The organism is Streptomyces sp. NRRL F-5755 (assembly GCF_001279365.1).
In the GTDB taxonomy this organism is placed as follows: Bacteria; Actinomycetota; Actinomycetes; order Streptomycetales; family Streptomycetaceae; genus Streptomyces; species Streptomyces rimosus.
On the sequence record NZ_LGCW01000114.1, the window covers coordinates 124,950 to 141,442 of the forward strand.

At 73.5% G+C, this 16,493-nt stretch carries 17 protein-coding genes; 6 read left to right on the forward strand and 11 right to left on the reverse strand.

The window, feature by feature from the left end:
• Positions 1-119: 119 nt before the first annotated feature.
• The 3 genes from ADK86_RS13660 to ADK86_RS13670 all read left to right on the forward strand — a co-directional run bounded on the left by ADK86_RS13660 (position 120) and on the right by ADK86_RS13670 (position 1,915).
• Entirely contained in the window at positions 120-743 is a 624-nt protein-coding gene (locus ADK86_RS13660; protein ID WP_053696830.1) for a TetR/AcrR family transcriptional regulator, read from the forward strand.
• 85 nt (positions 744-828) lie between these two features.
• Entirely contained in the window at positions 829-1,386 is a 558-nt protein-coding gene (locus ADK86_RS13665) for a GNAT family N-acetyltransferase (protein ID WP_053696831.1), read from the forward strand.
• Between the two features lie 7 nt (positions 1,387-1,393).
• Positions 1,394-1,915 (forward strand): O-acetyl-ADP-ribose deacetylase, encoded by a 522-nt coding sequence (locus ADK86_RS13670; RefSeq protein ID WP_053696832.1) that lies wholly within the window; start codon positions 1,394-1,396, stop codon positions 1,913-1,915.
• A gap of 31 nt (positions 1,916-1,946) precedes the next feature.
• On the opposite strand, the gene ADK86_RS13675 is transcribed toward ADK86_RS13670, so the two are convergent.
• Complete coding sequence (locus tag ADK86_RS13675) at positions 1,947-2,708, reverse strand: GNAT family N-acetyltransferase (protein ID WP_053696833.1); 762 nt, start codon at positions 2,706-2,708, stop codon at positions 1,947-1,949.
• A gap of 300 nt (positions 2,709-3,008) precedes the next feature.
• On the opposite strand from ADK86_RS13675, the gene ADK86_RS13680 reads away from it, so the two are divergent.
• Both ADK86_RS13680 and ADK86_RS13685 read left to right on the forward strand, forming a co-directional pair.
• Positions 3,009-4,484, forward strand: a complete 1,476-nt coding sequence (locus tag ADK86_RS13680) for a DNA-3-methyladenine glycosylase 2 (protein WP_053696834.1) — start codon at positions 3,009-3,011, stop codon at positions 4,482-4,484.
• A gap of 7 nt (positions 4,485-4,491) precedes the next feature.
• The gene (locus tag ADK86_RS13685) at positions 4,492-5,067 is read left to right on the forward strand and encodes a methylated-DNA--[protein]-cysteine S-methyltransferase (protein ID WP_053696835.1); all 576 of its coding nucleotides are present in this window, start codon (positions 4,492-4,494) and stop codon (positions 5,065-5,067) included.
• Between the two features lie 28 nt (positions 5,068-5,095).
• On the opposite strand, the gene ADK86_RS13690 is transcribed toward ADK86_RS13685, so the two are convergent.
• The 8 genes from ADK86_RS13690 to ADK86_RS13725 form a co-directional block, all read right to left on the reverse strand.
• The gene (locus ADK86_RS13690) at positions 5,096-5,959 is read right to left on the reverse strand and encodes a nucleotidyltransferase domain-containing protein (protein ID WP_420718846.1); all 864 of its coding nucleotides are present in this window, start codon (positions 5,957-5,959) and stop codon (positions 5,096-5,098) included.
• A gap of 73 nt (positions 5,960-6,032) precedes the next feature.
• The gene (locus tag ADK86_RS13695) at positions 6,033-7,166 is read right to left on the reverse strand and encodes a GDSL-type esterase/lipase family protein (protein WP_053696836.1); all 1,134 of its coding nucleotides are present in this window, start codon (positions 7,164-7,166) and stop codon (positions 6,033-6,035) included.
• A gap of 223 nt (positions 7,167-7,389) precedes the next feature.
• A complete protein-coding gene (locus tag ADK86_RS13700) occupies positions 7,390-8,046 on the reverse strand; it encodes a FadR/GntR family transcriptional regulator (RefSeq protein WP_053696837.1) in 657 nt (218 codons plus the stop codon).
• A gap of 81 nt (positions 8,047-8,127) precedes the next feature.
• A complete protein-coding gene (locus ADK86_RS13705; protein ID WP_053696838.1) occupies positions 8,128-9,060 on the reverse strand; it encodes an LLM class flavin-dependent oxidoreductase in 933 nt (310 codons plus the stop codon).
• Positions 9,061-9,121: 61 nt separating this feature from the next.
• Positions 9,122-9,616 (reverse strand): NUDIX domain-containing protein, encoded by a 495-nt coding sequence (locus ADK86_RS13710; RefSeq protein WP_053696839.1) that lies wholly within the window; start codon positions 9,614-9,616, stop codon positions 9,122-9,124.
• A gap of 52 nt (positions 9,617-9,668) precedes the next feature.
• Entirely contained in the window at positions 9,669-10,949 is a 1,281-nt protein-coding gene (locus ADK86_RS13715; protein WP_324611390.1) for a tyrosinase family oxidase copper chaperone, read from the reverse strand.
• 143 nt (positions 10,950-11,092) lie between these two features.
• Positions 11,093-11,623, reverse strand: a complete 531-nt coding sequence (locus ADK86_RS43790) for a hypothetical protein (protein ID WP_199834399.1) — start codon at positions 11,621-11,623, stop codon at positions 11,093-11,095.
• A 110-nt stretch (positions 11,624-11,733) separates the two neighbouring features.
• Positions 11,734-13,440, reverse strand: coding sequence for a BCCT family transporter (locus ADK86_RS13725; protein WP_053696840.1), 1,707 nt, complete (start codon positions 13,438-13,440; stop codon positions 11,734-11,736).
• Positions 13,441-13,627: 187 nt separating this feature from the next.
• On the opposite strand from ADK86_RS13725, the gene ADK86_RS13730 reads away from it, so the two are divergent.
• On the forward strand, positions 13,628-14,752 hold the full coding sequence (locus ADK86_RS13730) for a glycerate kinase (RefSeq protein WP_053696841.1): 1,125 nt from the start codon (positions 13,628-13,630) through the stop codon (positions 14,750-14,752).
• A gap of 200 nt (positions 14,753-14,952) precedes the next feature.
• On the opposite strand, the gene pssA is transcribed toward ADK86_RS13730, so the two are convergent.
• Positions 14,953-15,816: a CDP-diacylglycerol--serine O-phosphatidyltransferase gene (gene pssA, locus ADK86_RS13735; RefSeq protein WP_199834400.1), complete on the reverse strand. Its 864-nt coding sequence runs from the start codon at positions 15,814-15,816 to the stop codon at positions 14,953-14,955.
• Complete coding sequence (locus ADK86_RS13740) at positions 15,803-16,450, reverse strand: phosphatidylserine decarboxylase (RefSeq protein WP_003981813.1); 648 nt, start codon at positions 16,448-16,450, stop codon at positions 15,803-15,805. The genes pssA and ADK86_RS13740 overlap by 14 nt, the downstream gene beginning before the upstream one ends.
• Between the last annotated feature and the right edge of the window lie 43 nt (positions 16,451-16,493).

The window sequence follows — 16,493 nt, forward strand, 5'->3', positions numbered from 1 at the left end:
GCGCGCCGGCACGCTCGGCCGACAGCGGCAACGGCCGCTCCGCCGCAGCTCATGACACTATTGTGAGTAATTGCTCAGGTCTCTGCCACTCGCATTCGAGGGGCCGCCCAGGAGGTGTCATGGCGCCGGACCACCGGGGACTAACGCCACGTAAACAGCCACGCCAGGCCCGCGCCGAAGCCACCCGGCAGCGCATCCTCACCGCGGCTGCTCACGTTTTCGCCGAGTACGGCTACGCCGCGGGGACCACCAACCGCATCGCCGCACGGGCGCGGGTCTCGATCGGATCGCTGTACCAGTACTACCCGAACAAGGACGCGATCCTGGCGGAGCTGCTGATCCGGCACCTCGACGCCGGGGCCGCCGCCGTCGGGGAGCGGCTGGACGGGCAGCTGCCCGACTCCCTCGAAGAGACCATCCGGCTCTTCGTCCGCACCTCGGTCGACAGCCACCTGGACGACCCCCAGCTGCTGCGCGTGATGGCCGAGCAGGGCCCCCGCACCCCGGAACTCCTCGACAAGGTCGCCCGGCACCACCGGGCGCGGGTCGCCTCCGTCCAGGCGCTGTTCGAGCGCCATCCGCAGGTCCGGGTGGCGGACACCTACGTCGCCGCCCGGCTCGCCGTGGCCACGATCGAACTCCTCACCCACCAGCTCCTGGCGGCACCCGACCCCGTGGACGCCACCCGGTTCGAGAACGAGCTGGTGGCCATGCTCACCGGCTATCTCACGACGGAACGCTGACGGTACGGGCGTCCGCGGCGCCGGCGGGCGCCGCGGCCGGAAATGCCGGTGCGGCCCGCTCGCCGCGCGTGGTAATCCCCTTGCCATGAGCGATCTCCAGACGGCACGGCTGGTGCTCCACCCGCTCACCGTCGCCGAGGCGGAGCGGGTGGCGGCGCGCACTCCGGCGGGCGGGGACCGGTGGGCGCCCGGCTATCCGACGGACGGCGACGTGGAGTCCGCCACCGACTTCCTGCGGCGCTGCGCGGCCACCGGCAACCCGCAGCCCTTCGGCGACTACGAGATACGCCGCCGGGCGGACGGGCTGGTCATCGGCAGCCTGGGCTACAACCGGCCGCCCGCAGCGGACGGCAGCGTGACCGTCGGCTACGGCCTGGTCCCCGCGGCACGCGGCCACGGATACGCGACGGAAGCCCTGTGCGAGCTGCTGCGCCTCGCCAGGGAACGCGGCGTCACCTGCGTCAAGGGCGACGCCGACCACGACAATGTCGCCTCCCAGCGGGTCATGGCCGCCGCCGGAATGCGGCCGGCGGGCGAGGACGAGCGGGTGAAGTACTTCGAGATCACCTGGCCCGCCCCGGCAGCGAGTCCGGCCGGGCCCCCGGACCCCTCCGCCGCCGGCGACCGGGACGGCGGGCCATGATGGACGCATGACCGCATCCGCCCCCGCCCTCACCCTCGTCGCCGGTGACATCACCGAGCAGCCGGTCGACGCCGTCGTGAACGCCGCCAACTCCTCGCTGCTGGGCGGCGGGGGAGTGGACGGCGCGATCCACCGGCGCGGCGGCCCGGAGATCCTGGCCGAGTGCCGCGCGCTCCGCGCCTCCCACTACGGCAAGGGCCTGCCCACCGGACAGGCCGTGGCGACCACGGCGGGCCGGCTGCCGGCCCGCTGGGTGATCCACACGGTCGGCCCGGTCTGGGCGGAGTCCGAGGACCGCTCGGACCTGCTCGCCTCCTGCTACCGCGAGGCGCTGCGGGTCGCCGACGAGCTCGGCGCCCGCACCGTCGCCTTCCCGGCGATCTCCGCCGGGATCTACCGCTGGCCGCTGGACGACGCGGCCCGTATCGCGGTCGGGACGGTACGGGCCGCGAAGACGTCCGTGGCGGAGGTGCGCTTCGTCCTGTTCGACGAGCGGGCGTACCAGGCGTTCGCGGCGCAGGTGGGCTGACCGGCCGCGCGGCGGGTCCGCCGGGCGCGGCTCAGTGCCAGGCGAACCGCGCCGACACGCACGGGTCCTCGTTGCGGTACCCGAGCCGGTCGTAGAGCCGCTCGGCGGGCGCGTTGTCGGCCAGCTGCCACAGCGTGCAGAAGCCGTGCTGCCGTACGGTGTGCCGGGTCAGCCACGAGGTCAGCGCGGCCCCGAGGCCCTGGCCGCGCTGGGCGGCGTCGGTGGCGACCGACGCCATCAGCGGCGCGCCGCTGTCCCGCAGGCTGCTCATCGCGCCGCACGCCACCAGCCGCCCGTCCGCGCCGCGGATACCGGCCCACAGGCTCACGTCCGACGAGCCGGGGCCCGTCGAATGGGCCGGACTGTGCTCGTTGAGGAAGGCGAGCAGTTCCCCGTGGTGGCTCTCGTCGAGCGCGACCACGCGGTCCTCCGCCGGGTGGACGGCCGGTTCCTCCAGCGTCCAGCGGAAGACCCACTCGACCACGTCCGTCACCGCGAGATGGCGGCCGACCAGCGTCTCGGTGCCGCGCGGCCCGGTGAACTCCCGTACGCCGTCGGGAAAGCCCTGCGCCGCACGCAGCACGAGACCGGCGGCGGCGTCCGCCTCGCCGACGCTCCACACGTGCCCGCGGACGGCGTCGAGCCAGGCGACGGCGCCGGTGTTGCACCAACTGGTCCGGTCGGCGGGCCGCTGCCGCGCGGCGCCGAAACGCAGGAGGGCGGCGCCCTCCTGGAGCTGAAGGCCCTGGGTGAACAGGTCCTCGGTCCGGGGGAGAAGAGTCGTTGCCTGCATCACTCTCTGAGAAGGACGTAGGGGAGGGAGCGACCCCGGACACGCTGGAGGCGCGGCCGGAACCGTTCGTCTGAAGGAGGGGGTCCCGGCAGCGGCAGCGCACGCGTGCGCGCCCGGCCAACCGGGTCGCCCACTCTCGCATACCGCCCCCGGACCGGCGCAAATTCGCGGCGAGTGCCGTATGCCACGTCGGGTTGGACCGCCATTTCCGCCCACTTACCTCCGGGCTGCCGCAGGTCACCGAACACTGATGTCGGAAAACCGCCAGCCCGGCGCCCGCGGCTGCCCGATCCTGGACCCATGCACACCGACTTCGAGCGCTGTCTGCGCGCCGTCCGGTCCAAGGACGCCCGCTTCGACGGGTGGTTCTACACGGCGGTGCGCACCACGCGCATCTACTGCCGCCCCAGCTGCCCGGTCGTGCCGCCCAAACCCGAGAACATGACCTTCTACCCGAGCGCCGCCGCCGCGCAGCAGGCCGGCTACCGCGCCTGCAAACGGTGCCGCCCGGACGCCAGCCCCGGATCGCCGCAGTGGGACGAGCGCGCCGACTGCGTCGCGCGCGCCATGCGGCTGATCGCCGACGGCGTCGTGGACCGCGAGGGCGTGCCGGGGCTGGCCGCCCGCCTCGGCTACAGCACCCGCCAGGTCGAGCGGCAACTGCTCGCCGAGCTCGGCGCCGGGCCGCTCGCACTGGCCCGCGCGCAGCGCGCCCAGACCGCGCGGCTGCTCGTCGAGACCACCGAACTGCCCATGGCCGACGTGGCGTTCGCCGCCGGATTCGCCAGCATCCGCACCTTCAACGACACGGTGCGCGAGGTGTTCGCGCTCGCGCCCACCGAACTGCGGCGGCGCGCCCGGCCGGGCACCGGCACGGCGGCCCCGCCCGGCACACTCGCCCTGCGGCTGCCCTTCCGGCAGCCGCTGTGCCCGGACAACCTCTTCGGACACCTGGCCGCGACCGCCGTACCGGGCGTGGAGGAATGGCGGGACGGCGCGTACCGGCGCACGCTCGCCCTCCCGTACGGGCACGGGATCGTCGCCCTCACCCCGCGCGCCGACCACATCGACTGCCGGCTCTCCCTGACCGACCTGCGCGACCTGGCGGGGGCCATCGCCCGCTGCCGCCGGATGCTCGACCTGGACGCCGACCCGGAGGCGGTGGACGGGCTGCTGGGCGAGGACCCCGTACTGGCCCCGCTGGTCCGCAAGGCGCCGGGGCGGCGGGTGCCGCGCACGGTGGACGCGGACGAGTTCGCGGTACGGGCCGTCCTGGGCCAGCAGGTGTCCACCGCGGCGGCGCGTACGCACGCGGGGCGGCTGGTCACCGCGTACGGCCGGAAGATCGACGACCCGGCGGGCGGCCTCACCCACCTCTTCCCGGCCCCCGCCGAGCTGGCCGCACTGGACCCCGAGACGCTCGCCATGCCGCGCACCCGGCGCGCCACCCTCACCACCATGATCACCGCCCTCGCCGACGGCACCGTCCAGCTCGGCGTCGGCAGCGACCGCGACCGGGCCCGCGCCCAGCTGGCGGCGCTGCCCGGCGTGGGCCCCTGGACCGTCGAATGCATCGCCATGCGCGCGCTCGGCGACCCCGACGCGTTCACCCCGACCGACCTGGGCCTGCGCCGCGCCGCCGCCGGCCTCGGCCTGCCGGCCACCCCGGCGGCGCTGATACGGCACTCGGCGCGCTGGCGCCCATGGCGCGCGTACGCCGTCCAGTACCTCTGGGCCACCGACGACCACCCCATCAACCACCTCCCCACCGACTGAGGCCGCCATGCCCACACCCGATTCCGCACCCTCTCCCGCGCCCGGCAGCGGCACACGTCGCCACGCCCTGCTGCCCGACACGCCGTACGGCCCGCTGACCCTCGTGGCCGAGGGCGACGCGCTCGTCGGCCTCTACATGACCGGCCAGCGCCACCGCCCGCCCCAGGAGTCCTTCGGTCTGCCGGAGGGCATCACGGAGCCACCCTTCGCGGCGGCCGTCCAGCAGCTGCGCGCCTACTTCGACGGCACGCTCACCGACTTCGACCTGCCCCTCGCCCCACGGGGCACGCCCTTCCAGCGCCGCGTCTGGGACGCCCTGCGCGAGATCCCGTACGGCGCGACACTCTCGTACGGACAGCTCGCCGAACGCCTCGGCAAGCCCTCGGCCGCCCGCGCGGTCGGCCTGGCCAACGGCAAGAACCCGATCGGCATCATCATCCCGTGCCACCGCGTCATCGGGGCGAGCGGCAGCCTCACGGGCTATGGCGGCGGGCTGGACCGCAAGCGTCGGCTGCTGTCCTTCGAGCGGGGCGGTGCCGAGCGGGGAGACGGCGCGCAGGGGCAGGTGCCGCTGTTCGAGTGAGACGAGCGGCCGGCCGCCGCCCGCACCCTCAGCCCGCGCTCTCCACCACCGCCCGTACATCCGCCACCAACTCCTCCGCCGCCTTCAGCGAACGCGTCAACTCCGGCCCCGTACGCCCCAGTCCGCCCAGCAGCGCGCTCGCCCGCTCCTCGAAGCCGGGCGGCGCGTCGGGCAGGGCAGCGGCGGCGGCGAGCGCGCCCTTCTCGTTGATCAGCCAGGTCCGGTGGTGAGCGTGCAGGGCCTGGGTCAGATCGCCCACCGCGCGCGCCAGGCACAGCGCCGCGTGCAACGTGTCCGCGGACGCATGCGACTTGCCCGCCATGGCCACGGAAAACCCGGCATCCCAGACCGCCGTCCCGGCCAGCGCACCCCGCAGCGGCTCCGGATACTCCCGCATCTCCGCCTTCAACCGCCCCAGTTCACCGGACGGATCGGCCAGGACACGCGCCAACGCCAGCTCACCCGCGTACGCCGGAGACCAGAACCCCATCGGATGCCCCACCTGGGCCCCGATCTCGAACCGCCCCGCCCGGCACTCCCGCCACACCTTCCCCACCCGGTCCACATCCCGCAACAACCAGTCCACATGCCGCCCATCCGGCATCACCAGCCACGCCCCACCATTCACCCAGTCCCCCCAGGCCCCCGGCCCGTGAATCTCCACCGGCACACCCGTGACCTCGGCGGCCAGCTCCGCAAGAGCGGCGAGATCAGGCTCCCCGCGGTAGTAGACGCCGAGATCCCAGTCGGAGTCGGGCCGGTGGGTGCCCCGGGCCCGGCTGCCGCCGAGGGTTACGCCGATGACGCCGGGGACTTCGGTGAGGGCGGGGGCTCCGTGGTGGGGCCAGTAGTCGTCGTGCGCTGCCTGTGCCCCGCTGCCGTCGGCCTCCATGTTCTCCTGCATACCGGCAGCCTAGGACGCCCGCCGCACCCCTGGGGCAGGCACCTGACGGCCGAGCGTCCGTTCAGCGGCTGAGTGCGTCGAGATCGACGGTGGCCGCCATGGCCCGGGCACCGGCGTCGTTGAGGTGCATTCCGTCGCCGCTGTCGAACTCGGCGCGGATGTGGTCCGGCCGGTCGGGGTCGGCCACGGCGTGGGCGACGTCGAAGACGGAGTCGAAGGTGCCGCAGGTACGGATCCACTCGTTGATCCGGCGCCGGGCGGCGAGGCCCTCGGGAGTGTTGTGCCCCGGGTAGACCGCACCGGCGAACGGGCCGATGGTCGCCGCGTGGACCGTCAGGCCGGCGGCGTGTGCGCGGCGGGCGAGTTCGGTGAACCCGGCGATCAGATCGTCGGCGGTGGCGGGAGGCAGGCCGAGCATGCCGGGCAGGGCCAGGTCGTTGATGCCCAAGTGGATCAGAACGTGGGCCGCGCCGGGTACGGACAGCACGTCTCGCTCGAAGCGCGCGAGGGCGTGTTCGCCGATCTCGTCGGTGAGCAGCCGGTTGCCGGCGATGCCCTGGTTGACGGCCCAGCCGCGCTCCAGGCGCCGGTTGAGCGCGTCGACGGAGCGCTGGTTGGCGCCGTGGGTGGTGCCGACGCCTTCGAACCAGGAGTCCCCGAACGCGACGGTGACCGCGGTGTCCTCGGCCGTCAGGACGTCGACGCCGGTCACGTAGAACCGGCCGTGGACCTGCTTTGCTCCGGGAAGGGCCGCAGCGCCGGCCCGGCTGCCGCTGGTGACGTAGGCGTTCTCGGCGGGCATGTGCGCGTAGGTGGCCGGGCCGGTCTCGTCCGGCAGGTGGAGGCTGAGCATCAGGTCGGAGCCGGCCTGTACCGGCAGGTCGACCGGATCGCTGACGACCTCGCCACCGGCCGGGATCGTCACGGGCCCGGTCCCGGCGAAGCGCAGTCCGGTGTCGGTCTCCGTGACGATCTCGTCCGCGTTCTTGCGTATGGCCACCCGGGCGTCGGCGACGGTCAGGGCGGCGCGGCCGTAGCGGTGGGAGAGGTGCACCCGTATCGCCTCGCCGCCACCGGCCATGTGCAGTACCTGGCGCACGGTCTGGTCGTCGAAGCCGTGTGGCTGGCTGAGCCGGACCTTTTCGTACGGGCTGATCACCGCGCTGCGGAAGCCGGCCACCCACTGCTTGGTCATGTTGCGTTCTTCTCCTGGGGGCTGAGAGTTGTTTCCTGTTGTCGCGCGACCGCTGTGGCGGAGGCCGCGGGCTCGTTCTGGGACGCCGCTGTAAGGGTTTCGGTGCGGGCGGGCGGGCGGGACGGTGACGGAGCGGAGCATCGCCGCGGCGATGACGTAGGCCCAGGGCGCGAGGCCGGGGCCGGGCGTCATCGGAGGTCCTTGTCCGTGGGTGCGAGAGCGGTCAGGAAGGTGGTGACGTGCGCGGCCGCGGCCTCCCGTGCGGCCTGCACGTCGCCGTCGCGGATCGCCCGCAGGATGCGGGTGTGCCCGGGGCCGCGTAGTGCTCCTGGGGGCGGCGCACCCCGCCGAGCCGGACCGAGTCCCGCACCGAGCCGAGCATGGTGGTGTACAGACGCTCCAGTACCGGATTGCCCGCCGCCTCCACGACGGCCGAATGGAACTCCACCGCGGCCCGGTTGAACTCACCGCCCCTGCCGTCGCGGTGAGCGGCCGTCTGGCGCTCGTGTGCGGCGGCCATGCGGTCCAGGTCGGCCTGACCGCGGCGCTCCGCGGCGAGCCCGGCGGCCTCCACCTCCAGGCCACGCCGCGTCTCCAGTACGGAGCGCAGCTCGGCGTCGGCGAGGTAGCGGTGCAGCACCGTGTCGACCTCGTGCGTACCGCGTACGAACGTCCCCCGCCCCTGAGCGGTCTCCAGCAGCCCCACATGGACCAGAGCCTGTACGGCCTGCCGCAGCGTGCCGCGGCTGACCTGAAGCTCCGCCACGAGGTCGTCCTCGACGGGGATCTTGCTGTCCAGGGGCCACCGGCCGCTGACGATCTGCGTCTTCAGCCGTTCGATGGTGCCCTCGATCAGTGCCGACCGCGGTACTGCGCGCATGTGCTCCCACCCCGAAAGAACGAATCATCAGCTCTTGGTTAGGTGAGCCTAACAATGTGGGGATGGTCGGTGCACGGCGGTTTACCGCAACAGCTCCCGCACCTCCGCCAACAACTCCACCTGATGGCGCCAGTCCCCGCCCGCGAACGTCATCAGTACGCGGGAGACGCCCGCGCCGCAGTAGTTGTGCAGGTGTTCGGCGGCTTCCCGGGTGCTGCCGGTCACGGGGACCTCTGCGCAGCGTTCGGGGGTGGTGCCGTGGGTTGTGGCCAGGGCCGCTGCGAGTTCGGTGCGGGTGGGGAGGTCCGGGGACGTGCCCAGGGCGCCCAGGGTGCCGACTGTGACGGTCGGGGTCGGGCGGGTGAAGGCGGCGGCCAGTTCGGCCAGGTGGACGGTGCCTGCGGCTACTTCGGCGGGTGGGGTGAGGGTGGGGTACCAGCCGTCGCCGAGGCGGGCGGCGCGTCGTATCGCGGTGCGTGTGTTGCCGTTGATCCAGATGGGTGGCATCGGTGTGGTGGGGATCAACTCGGGTGCATGGTTGGTTGGTTCGGGTAGTGGTGGTTCCCGGTCGCCTGCGAGCAGGCGTGGCAGCAGTCGTAGTGCCGCGTCGGTGCGGCGGCCCCGTTCCTCGTACGGCACGCCCGCCGCCGCCCACCGCGCGCGTCCGCCGCCCGTCCCCACGCCGAGCACCAGCCGGCCGTCCGCGACGTACTGGAGGCTCGCGATCTGCTCGGCGGCCCGGGGCGGTGGCAGGAGTGCCGGTGCGTACGCCCCGCTGACGACGGTGATGTGGTCGGTCGCCGCGGCCACCGCCGCCACCGCCACCGCGGGGTCCAGTGACGGTTCACCGGCCGGGGCGTCCCGGTGGGCGACGAGGTCGAGTCCGGCCCGTTCCGCGTGCCGGGCCGCCTCGGCGAGGGGGAGTTTCTGCTCGCGCCGCACGGCGGGCGACGGCAGTACCACGCCCACCGCCAGGCGGCCCGGCGGGATCGCCGCATCCGGGAAGAACGTCATGCGGTGACGATGCAACCTCAAGGGGACTTGAAGTCAAGGGGAGGCGGGTGCCGGCCGGGCGTCAGGAGGCGGCCGGTGCGATTCCGTCCTCCAGTTCCACCGGTCCGCTCCCGCCCGCCAGCGCGTCCAGCGCGGCCCGCATGCGCAGGGCCATCGGGGGAGACAGCCGGGGGTGTGCCTCTTCCCAGGTCAGCAGGGACCAGGACAGCAGCTCGGTCTCCTGGAGGCGGATGGCCGCCAGTTGGTCCGCGTTCAGTACGCCGCCGTCGTACAGGTACGACACCAGCGGCGGGCGGCCGGGGCCGCGTACCCAGTCGACGGCCAGCAGCCGGCCCGGCTCGACGTCCAGGCCGATTTCCTCGGCGGTCTCCCGCCGCGCGGCCTGGCGGGGCGACTCGCCCGCGTCCGACTCGACGGTGCCGCCGGGCAGGATCCAGGTGTCGCGGTAGTTCGGTTCGACGTACAGCACCCGGTCGTCGGCGTCGCGGAAGATGACACCGGCGCCCGCGAGTACACGGGGAAGACCGGCGATATAGGTGGCGTAGTCCGTGGTCATACGGCGAGCGTAGTGGGGACGGACGGGGCGCTTGCCGGGGCCGGGCGGCCGCTCACGTGTCGTAGTGGTAGAAGCGGGTGTGGTCCAGGAGGTCGGCGGGGGTCATCGTGTGCCAGGGGGCCAGTGGTGTGTGGAGGCCGGGGACGCCGCCGGCGGGCTCCAGGGGGAGGTAGTGGGGGACGTCGGGGTGCCGGCGCTGCCAGTCGGCCCAGATCTTGTCCACGAAGCAGTGGTGGAGGTAGAAGACCGGGTCGTTGGGCGAGGCGAGGAACTCCATGTGGCCGCCGACGAAGACATGGGCGGAGCCGTGCAGCTTGCCCCAGTCCCGCTCCCACGGGAACTTCGCGTAGCCCTCCAGGTGGTTGCGGAAGCTGCGGTACGGAGCCTCCGCACCGCTTTCGTGGTTCCACGGCGGGCAGTCGTAGACGGGGAGGGCGAGGGTCGCGTCCAGCTGCCGGGCCGTCGAGAGGGTGCCGGGCGGGCGCAGCGCGCGGGTCAGGAAGTCCCGGTCGTCCTGGGTGTAGTAGCCGTTGGCCCACGCCACGTCATGGCCGGTGGGCCGGATGTTGACGCCCAGTCGCCAGCCGTTGCGCCGGGCGAAGGGCCCCGTCGTCACCTGCCGGTCGCCGGGCCGCCCGTCACCGCCCAGGAAGTCGTCGGCCCACAGCGGCGAGCGCGGGTCGCGGTCGCTGGTCCAGTCCCAGTACGGCAGGGTGACGCCGGGGTCGACCGCGCGCAGGGCCTGCTCGAAGTAGAGGAGGAACTGCCGGTGCCAGGGCAGGAGGGAAGGCGTCAGGTGCGCGGTGCGCCGCCCATGGTCCCGGTGGATGTAGTCGTGGGAGTTCACCATGACGTGGACGGCGACCATCGCGTCGTACAGGCCCCGCCGCTTGGTCTCCAGGACGGCGTGGACGAAGCGCCGCCGCTCCTGGGCGGTCATCGCCAGGTGGTTCTTGCGGATGTACGGGCGCGCGGGCGATGTGAGGCCGGGCGGGACCACGGGGCCTTTCCACGCGCGGACCGGCGGGGTCGGCAGCAGCCGGGCGCCGTGCAGCCGCCGTACGGCGCGGCGCGCGGCCTCCAGCGGGGTGCGGTCGAAGCCGTAATGGCACAGGGGGGACAGATAGGCGTTCCGCCCCATGCGCATCAGCTGGAGTTCCCGGTCGTCGATCGTGACACGGGGGACGCCGTGGGCGGCGCCGGTGCCGATGCGGATGGTCCGGCCGAGGTAGCGCTCGGTGTACGGGTGCGGGCCGTACGAGCCGGCCGCCGCGGGCAGCAGGGCCGCGGCACCGGCTGCCGTGGCGCCCAGGAACACATCACGTCGTCGCACCAGGCACTCCCTCGTCCGGCGGTGTCCGCCCGGCCGTCGGCGGCCGGCCCTGTCCGGAGCTTCACCCGTCCCGGGGGCCCGGACGCCTGGACCTCCCGAATGCATTCGAACAGGTGATGGGCTGAACGCAGTCCCGCCCCGGCTCACCGGCCTCCGAGGAGCAGCGCCGCCAGCCGCAGATACGCCCGGTACGTCTCCGGGACGCAGGCGCCCGCCGACGCGGTCCGCGCGGCCCAGCGCGCCGCGTCCGCCCGCCGCTCGTCCAGCGCCGAGGGGTGGTCGCCCAGCCGCTGGGCGACCCGGGCGCTCCACTCCCGCAGCGCCTCGCCCGCCAGCCCGCCGACCTCCGCCGCGACGTACTCCACCACCCGCAGCAGCGCGGGCAGCCGCGGCGTCTCGTGCGGTACGGACGAGCAGTCGCCGGTCCACGTCTCCAGCGCCTTGAGGACGGCGGGCACGGCGGACGCGGACAGCCGCGCGCCGTGCAGCACGGCCCGCAGCGCGTCGGACGCCGGCACGGTGACCCGGTCACCGCTGCCCACCGGTGTGCCCCCGCCGATCCCCCCGGGCAGATCCGCCCCGCCCGCGCCCCCGGCCGGCTCACCGACGGGCGCCGGCGCGACCCGGACCGTGGCCTCGCCGAGCGGGAACTCCGCATGGTCGTCATGCGGCACAGCCTCATTGTGCTGATCAAGTCGCCCTGGGAGAAGGTGCGTTCAGTGGTCGGTACGTTCCGGTATGCGGGCGTGCGCCGCGGTGCGCGCCGGTCCGCCGGGTGCGGCGCCTACGGTCCCGGCGTCTCCGGGTCGTCGCCCGACCGCTTCGCGTCGGCCGCGCGGCGCAGCCGTGGGTGGCGGGTGCGGCCGCGGTCGGTGATCTCCTCGCCGACGATGGTGCGTACGGCGTCCCGTAGACCGTGCATCGCGGGGTGCCGGGCGGGGCCGGCGCCCGGGTCCTCGCGCAGTTCTTTGAGCAGCGCCCAGCACAGCGCCAGCATCACGAACACGAAGGGCAGCGCGACCAGGATCGTCGCCGTCTGGAGCGCGCCGAGCCCGCCCGCCACCAGCAGCACCGCGGCGACCGCGGCCATGAGGATGCCCCAGGTGACCACCAGCCAGGTGCGCGGGTGCAGCGCGCCGCGGCTGGTCAGCGAGCCCATCACCAGGGAGGCGGAGTCGGCGCTGGTGATGAAGTACGTCATCACCAGGATCATCGCCACCCACGAGGTCACCGCCCCGGCCGGCAGCGCGTCCAGCATGCCGAACAGCGACGCCTCCGCGTCCTTGGCGTGCTTCGCCAGGTCGGCCACCCCGCCGGCGTCCAGCCGGATCGCGCTGCCGCCCAGCACGCAGAACCAGATCATGGTCGCGCCGCTGGGCACCAGCAGGACGCCGATCAGGAACTCCCGTACGGTCCGCCCGTGCGAGATCCGGGCGATGAACGTGCCGACGAACGGGGCCCAGGACAGCCACCACGCCCAGTAGAAGACGGTCCAGACGCCCAGCCAGTCGGCGTCGGTGAACGCACCGGTCCGCGACGCCATCGGCAGCAGGTCGGCGAGGTAGCCGCCGACGCTCGCCGGGATGCTGTCCAGGACGTACACGGTCGGGCCGAGCACGAAGACGAACAGCATCAGCAGTGCCGCCAGCACGATGTTCATGGTGGACAGCCACTTGACGCCCTTGTGCAGGCCGGAGAACGCCGAGGCCACGAACGCGGCGGAGAGCGCCACGATGATCACCAGCTGCACCGTCGTGCTGTCCGCCGTGCCCGTGGTGATGTTGAGCCCCTTGCTGACCTGGAGGGCGCCCAGGCCCAGGCTGGTGGCCGTGCCGAAGACGGTCGCGAAGACGGCCAGCAGGTCGATCAGGTGCCCCAGCCGCCCGCCGGCCCGCCGCTCGCCGATCAGCGGGACGAAGGCGGAGCTGAGCCGGTTGCTGCGGCCCTTGCGGAAGCCCGCGTACGCCAGGGCCAGGCCCGCGATGCCGTAGATGGCCCATGGCGTCAGGGTCCAGTGGAAGAACGAGTACTCCAGCGCGGTACGGGCCGCGGCGCCGGTGTGCGGCGCGACACCGCTGGCGGGCGGCGGGGAGACGTAGTGCTGCAGCGGCTCGCCCACGCCGTAGAACATCAGGCCGATTCCCATTCCGGCGCTGAACATCATCGCGATCCACGCCAGATTGCTGAATTCCGGCTCCGCGTCGTCCGTGCCGAGCCGGACCCGGCCGAATCGGCTGAAGGCGATGAGGACGCACAGCACGAGAAAGACATCCGCCGCCACCACGAACAGCCAGCCGAAATTCCCCAGAACCCAGTTCAGCGCGGAATCGGTGACCGATTCGAAATTCTTTCTGCCCAGCGCCGCCCAGGCGACCACCGCGAGGACCGCGGCCACTCCGACGCCGACCAGAACGAGGTCGGGCGGTGGATCGTGCTCCGCGCCGCCGGGCCCGGAATGCGGCGTCGGTTCCTCGGACGTCTGCACGCTCATGACGTCCCACTATGACCGGAAAAAAGTGTTCCGCCGGAATGGCGCGCCGTCCGGCGCCGCCGCTCCCTGTTCGCCGGGGCCCGCGCCGGATAAGGTCGCAGCGGCGCGACTGCCAGTTCGAAAGCAAGGGGAAACAGTGGCGGACGCAGCAAGGACACCGGCGGCAGACCGGGACCGGGCACCGCGGGTGCTGGTCGCCGCGGACAAATTCAAGGGTTCGCTCACCGCCGTCGAGGTCGCCGGGCATGTCACGGCCGGGCTCCGCCGGGCCGTACCGGGCCTCGCGGTGGAGTCCGTCCCGGTCGCGGACGGCGGCGACGGCACGGTCGCGGCCGCCCTGGCGGCGGGCTTCGCACGGCACGAGGCCCGGGTCACCGGCCCCGTCGGCGACCCGGTGACGGCCACCTTCGCGCTCCACGAGGACGGCACGGCCGTGGTCGAGATGGCGGAGGCGTCCGGCCTCCAGCACCTGCTCGGGGGGCGCTTCGCACCGCTCACGGCTACTACGTACGGCACCGGCGAGCTGCTGCGCGCGGCGCTGGACGCGGGCGCCGGCCGGATCGTCTTCGGCGTCGGCGGCAGCGCCACGACCGACGGCGGCGCCGGCATGCTCGCGGCCCTCGGCGCCCGCTTCCTGGACGCCGCGGGCGACCCGCTCCCACCGGGCGGCGGCCCGCTGCGCGATCTGGCCACCGCCGATCTGACGGGCCTCGATCCCCGGCTCGCCGGTACGGACGTGGTCCTCGCCAGCGACGTGGACAACCCGCTCACCGGGCCGAAGGGCGCGCCCGCGGTCTACGGGCCGCAGAAGGGCGCGAGCGAGCAGGACGTCGCGGCGCTGGACGCGGCCCTCGCCCACTACGCCAAGGTGCTGGAGACCGCGGTGGGGCCCCGCGCCGCGGAATGCGCCCTCGCTCCCGGCGCGGGCGCGGCGGGCGGCATCGGGTACGGCGCCCTGGTTGGCCTGGGCGCCGCCTTCCGGCCTGGCATCGACGTGATGCTGGAGGTGCTGGGCTTCGGCCCGGCCCTGGCCCGCGCGACCTTCGTCGTCACCGGGGAGGGCTCGCTGGACGAGCAGACCCTGCACGGCAAGGCGCCCGCCGGCGTCGCGGCGGCGGCCCGTGCCGCGGGCCTGGACGTGGTGGCGGTGTGCGGGCGCCTGGCCCTGCCGCCCGAGGCACTGGGCCGGGCCGGCATCCGCCGCGCCTATCCGCTGACCGACCTGGAGCCGGACCCGGCGCGCTGCATGGCCGAGGCGGGGCCGCTCCTGGAGCGCGCGGCGGAGGCCCTGGCCCGGGACTTCCTGCGGTGACGGCGCCGACCGCGGTGACGGCTTCGACCGCGGTTACGGCGCCGACCGCAGCGGTGGTACGGCGCTGACCCGAGGCGCCGAGGGGCGCGCACGCCACGCGAGCGCGCCCCCTGCACCTCCGCGCTTCCGGATACGACAAAAGGCCCCCGCCGAGCTGCTGCGCCCGGCGGGGGCCTCTGTCGTCCGAAGGCCGGTGGCCGCTACTGGATCTGCTGCACCTGCGCGCTGCGCGCCTCGCGGCGGTTGTCGCGGAAGGTGTTGACCCGGCGGGCCGTCGCGAAGACCGGGATCATCGCGCCCAGCACGATCTGCAGGGAGCAGCCGGTCTGCAGGAGGGTCTGGCCGCCGGGGGCGTCCAGCGCCCAGGCCGCCAGCATGCCCATGCTCAGCACGATCCAGCTGAGCATCGCCACCGCGAGCCGTCCCCGCGGCTTCGGGTACTCGACCCGGCTCACCATCAGCCAGGCCACGCCGATGATCGCCAGCAGCGTCGGTACGAAGGGCAGCTCCAGCAGCACGATCGCGACGACGGTCAGGGCGCCGAACGGGCTCGGCATGCCCTGGAAGATGCCGTCGCGCAGCGTCACGCAGGAGAACCGGGCCAGCCGCAGCACCACCGCCAGCAGCACCACCACCGCCGCGACCACCGAGACCCGCTGGTGCGAGTCCGGGGCGACCATGCCCCAGGTGACGACGAAGTACGCCGGCGCCAGCCCGAAGCTGATCAGGTCGGAGAGGTTGTCGAGCTCGGCCCCCATCGCCGAGGCGCGCAGCTTGCGCGCGACGAGCCCGTCGAACAGGTCGAAGATGGAGGCCAGCAGCATCAGGATCACCGCCATGGCGGCGCTGTGCCGGGCCATCCCGCCGTCCTCGGTGCCCTTCAGGTGCGGGATCAGCACGCCGGTGGTGGTGAAGTAGACGGCCATGAAGCCGCAGATGGCATTGCCCAGAGTGAGGGTGTCCGCGATCGACAGCCGCGTGGACAGCGGCATGTCGTCGGCCACGTCCTCCTCGTCGACGTCCGCGACCCAGCCGGGCTGTGTGTCGGGATCAATCACGGTCAAGGCGTGTCACCCCCGCGGTGGTGGCCTGGCCGACCTCGACCGCGGCCTCGACACCCGCCGGGAGGTAGACGTCGACGCGCGACCCGAAGCGGATCAGGCCGATGCGCTCGCCCTGCTCCACCTTCGTGCCCTGGGGCACGTACGGGACGATGCGGCGGGCCACGGCACCGGCGATCTGCACCATCTCGATGTCGCCGAGCTCGGTGTCGAAGTGCCAGACGACCCGCTCGTTGTTCTCGCTCTCCTTGTTGAACGCCGGGACGAACCCGCCGGGGATGTGCTCCACGGACGTCACCGTGCCGGCCAGCGGCGCGCGGTTGACGTGGACGTTCAGCGGGCTCATGAAGATCGCGACGCGGGTGCGTCCGTCCTTCCACGGCATGATGCTCTGCACCACGCCGTCGGCCGGGGAGATGACCCGGCCCTGAGCGATCTCGCGCTCAGGGTCGCGGAAAAACCACAGCATGCCCGCCGCCAGGGCGGTGGCGGGCACGGCGGCGGCAGCCCAGCGTCCCGAGCGACGGGAACGGGCCAGGCTGACCGCTGCCGTCGCGACGGTCGGCAGAAGCCACGGCGACGCTCCGCGCGCGAGGCGGACGCGACCGCGTTGTGCAGAGGATTGGCTGTGGGGCATGGATGACCTTCGTAGCGGAGGATGCCGCATATGCAATGGGGGA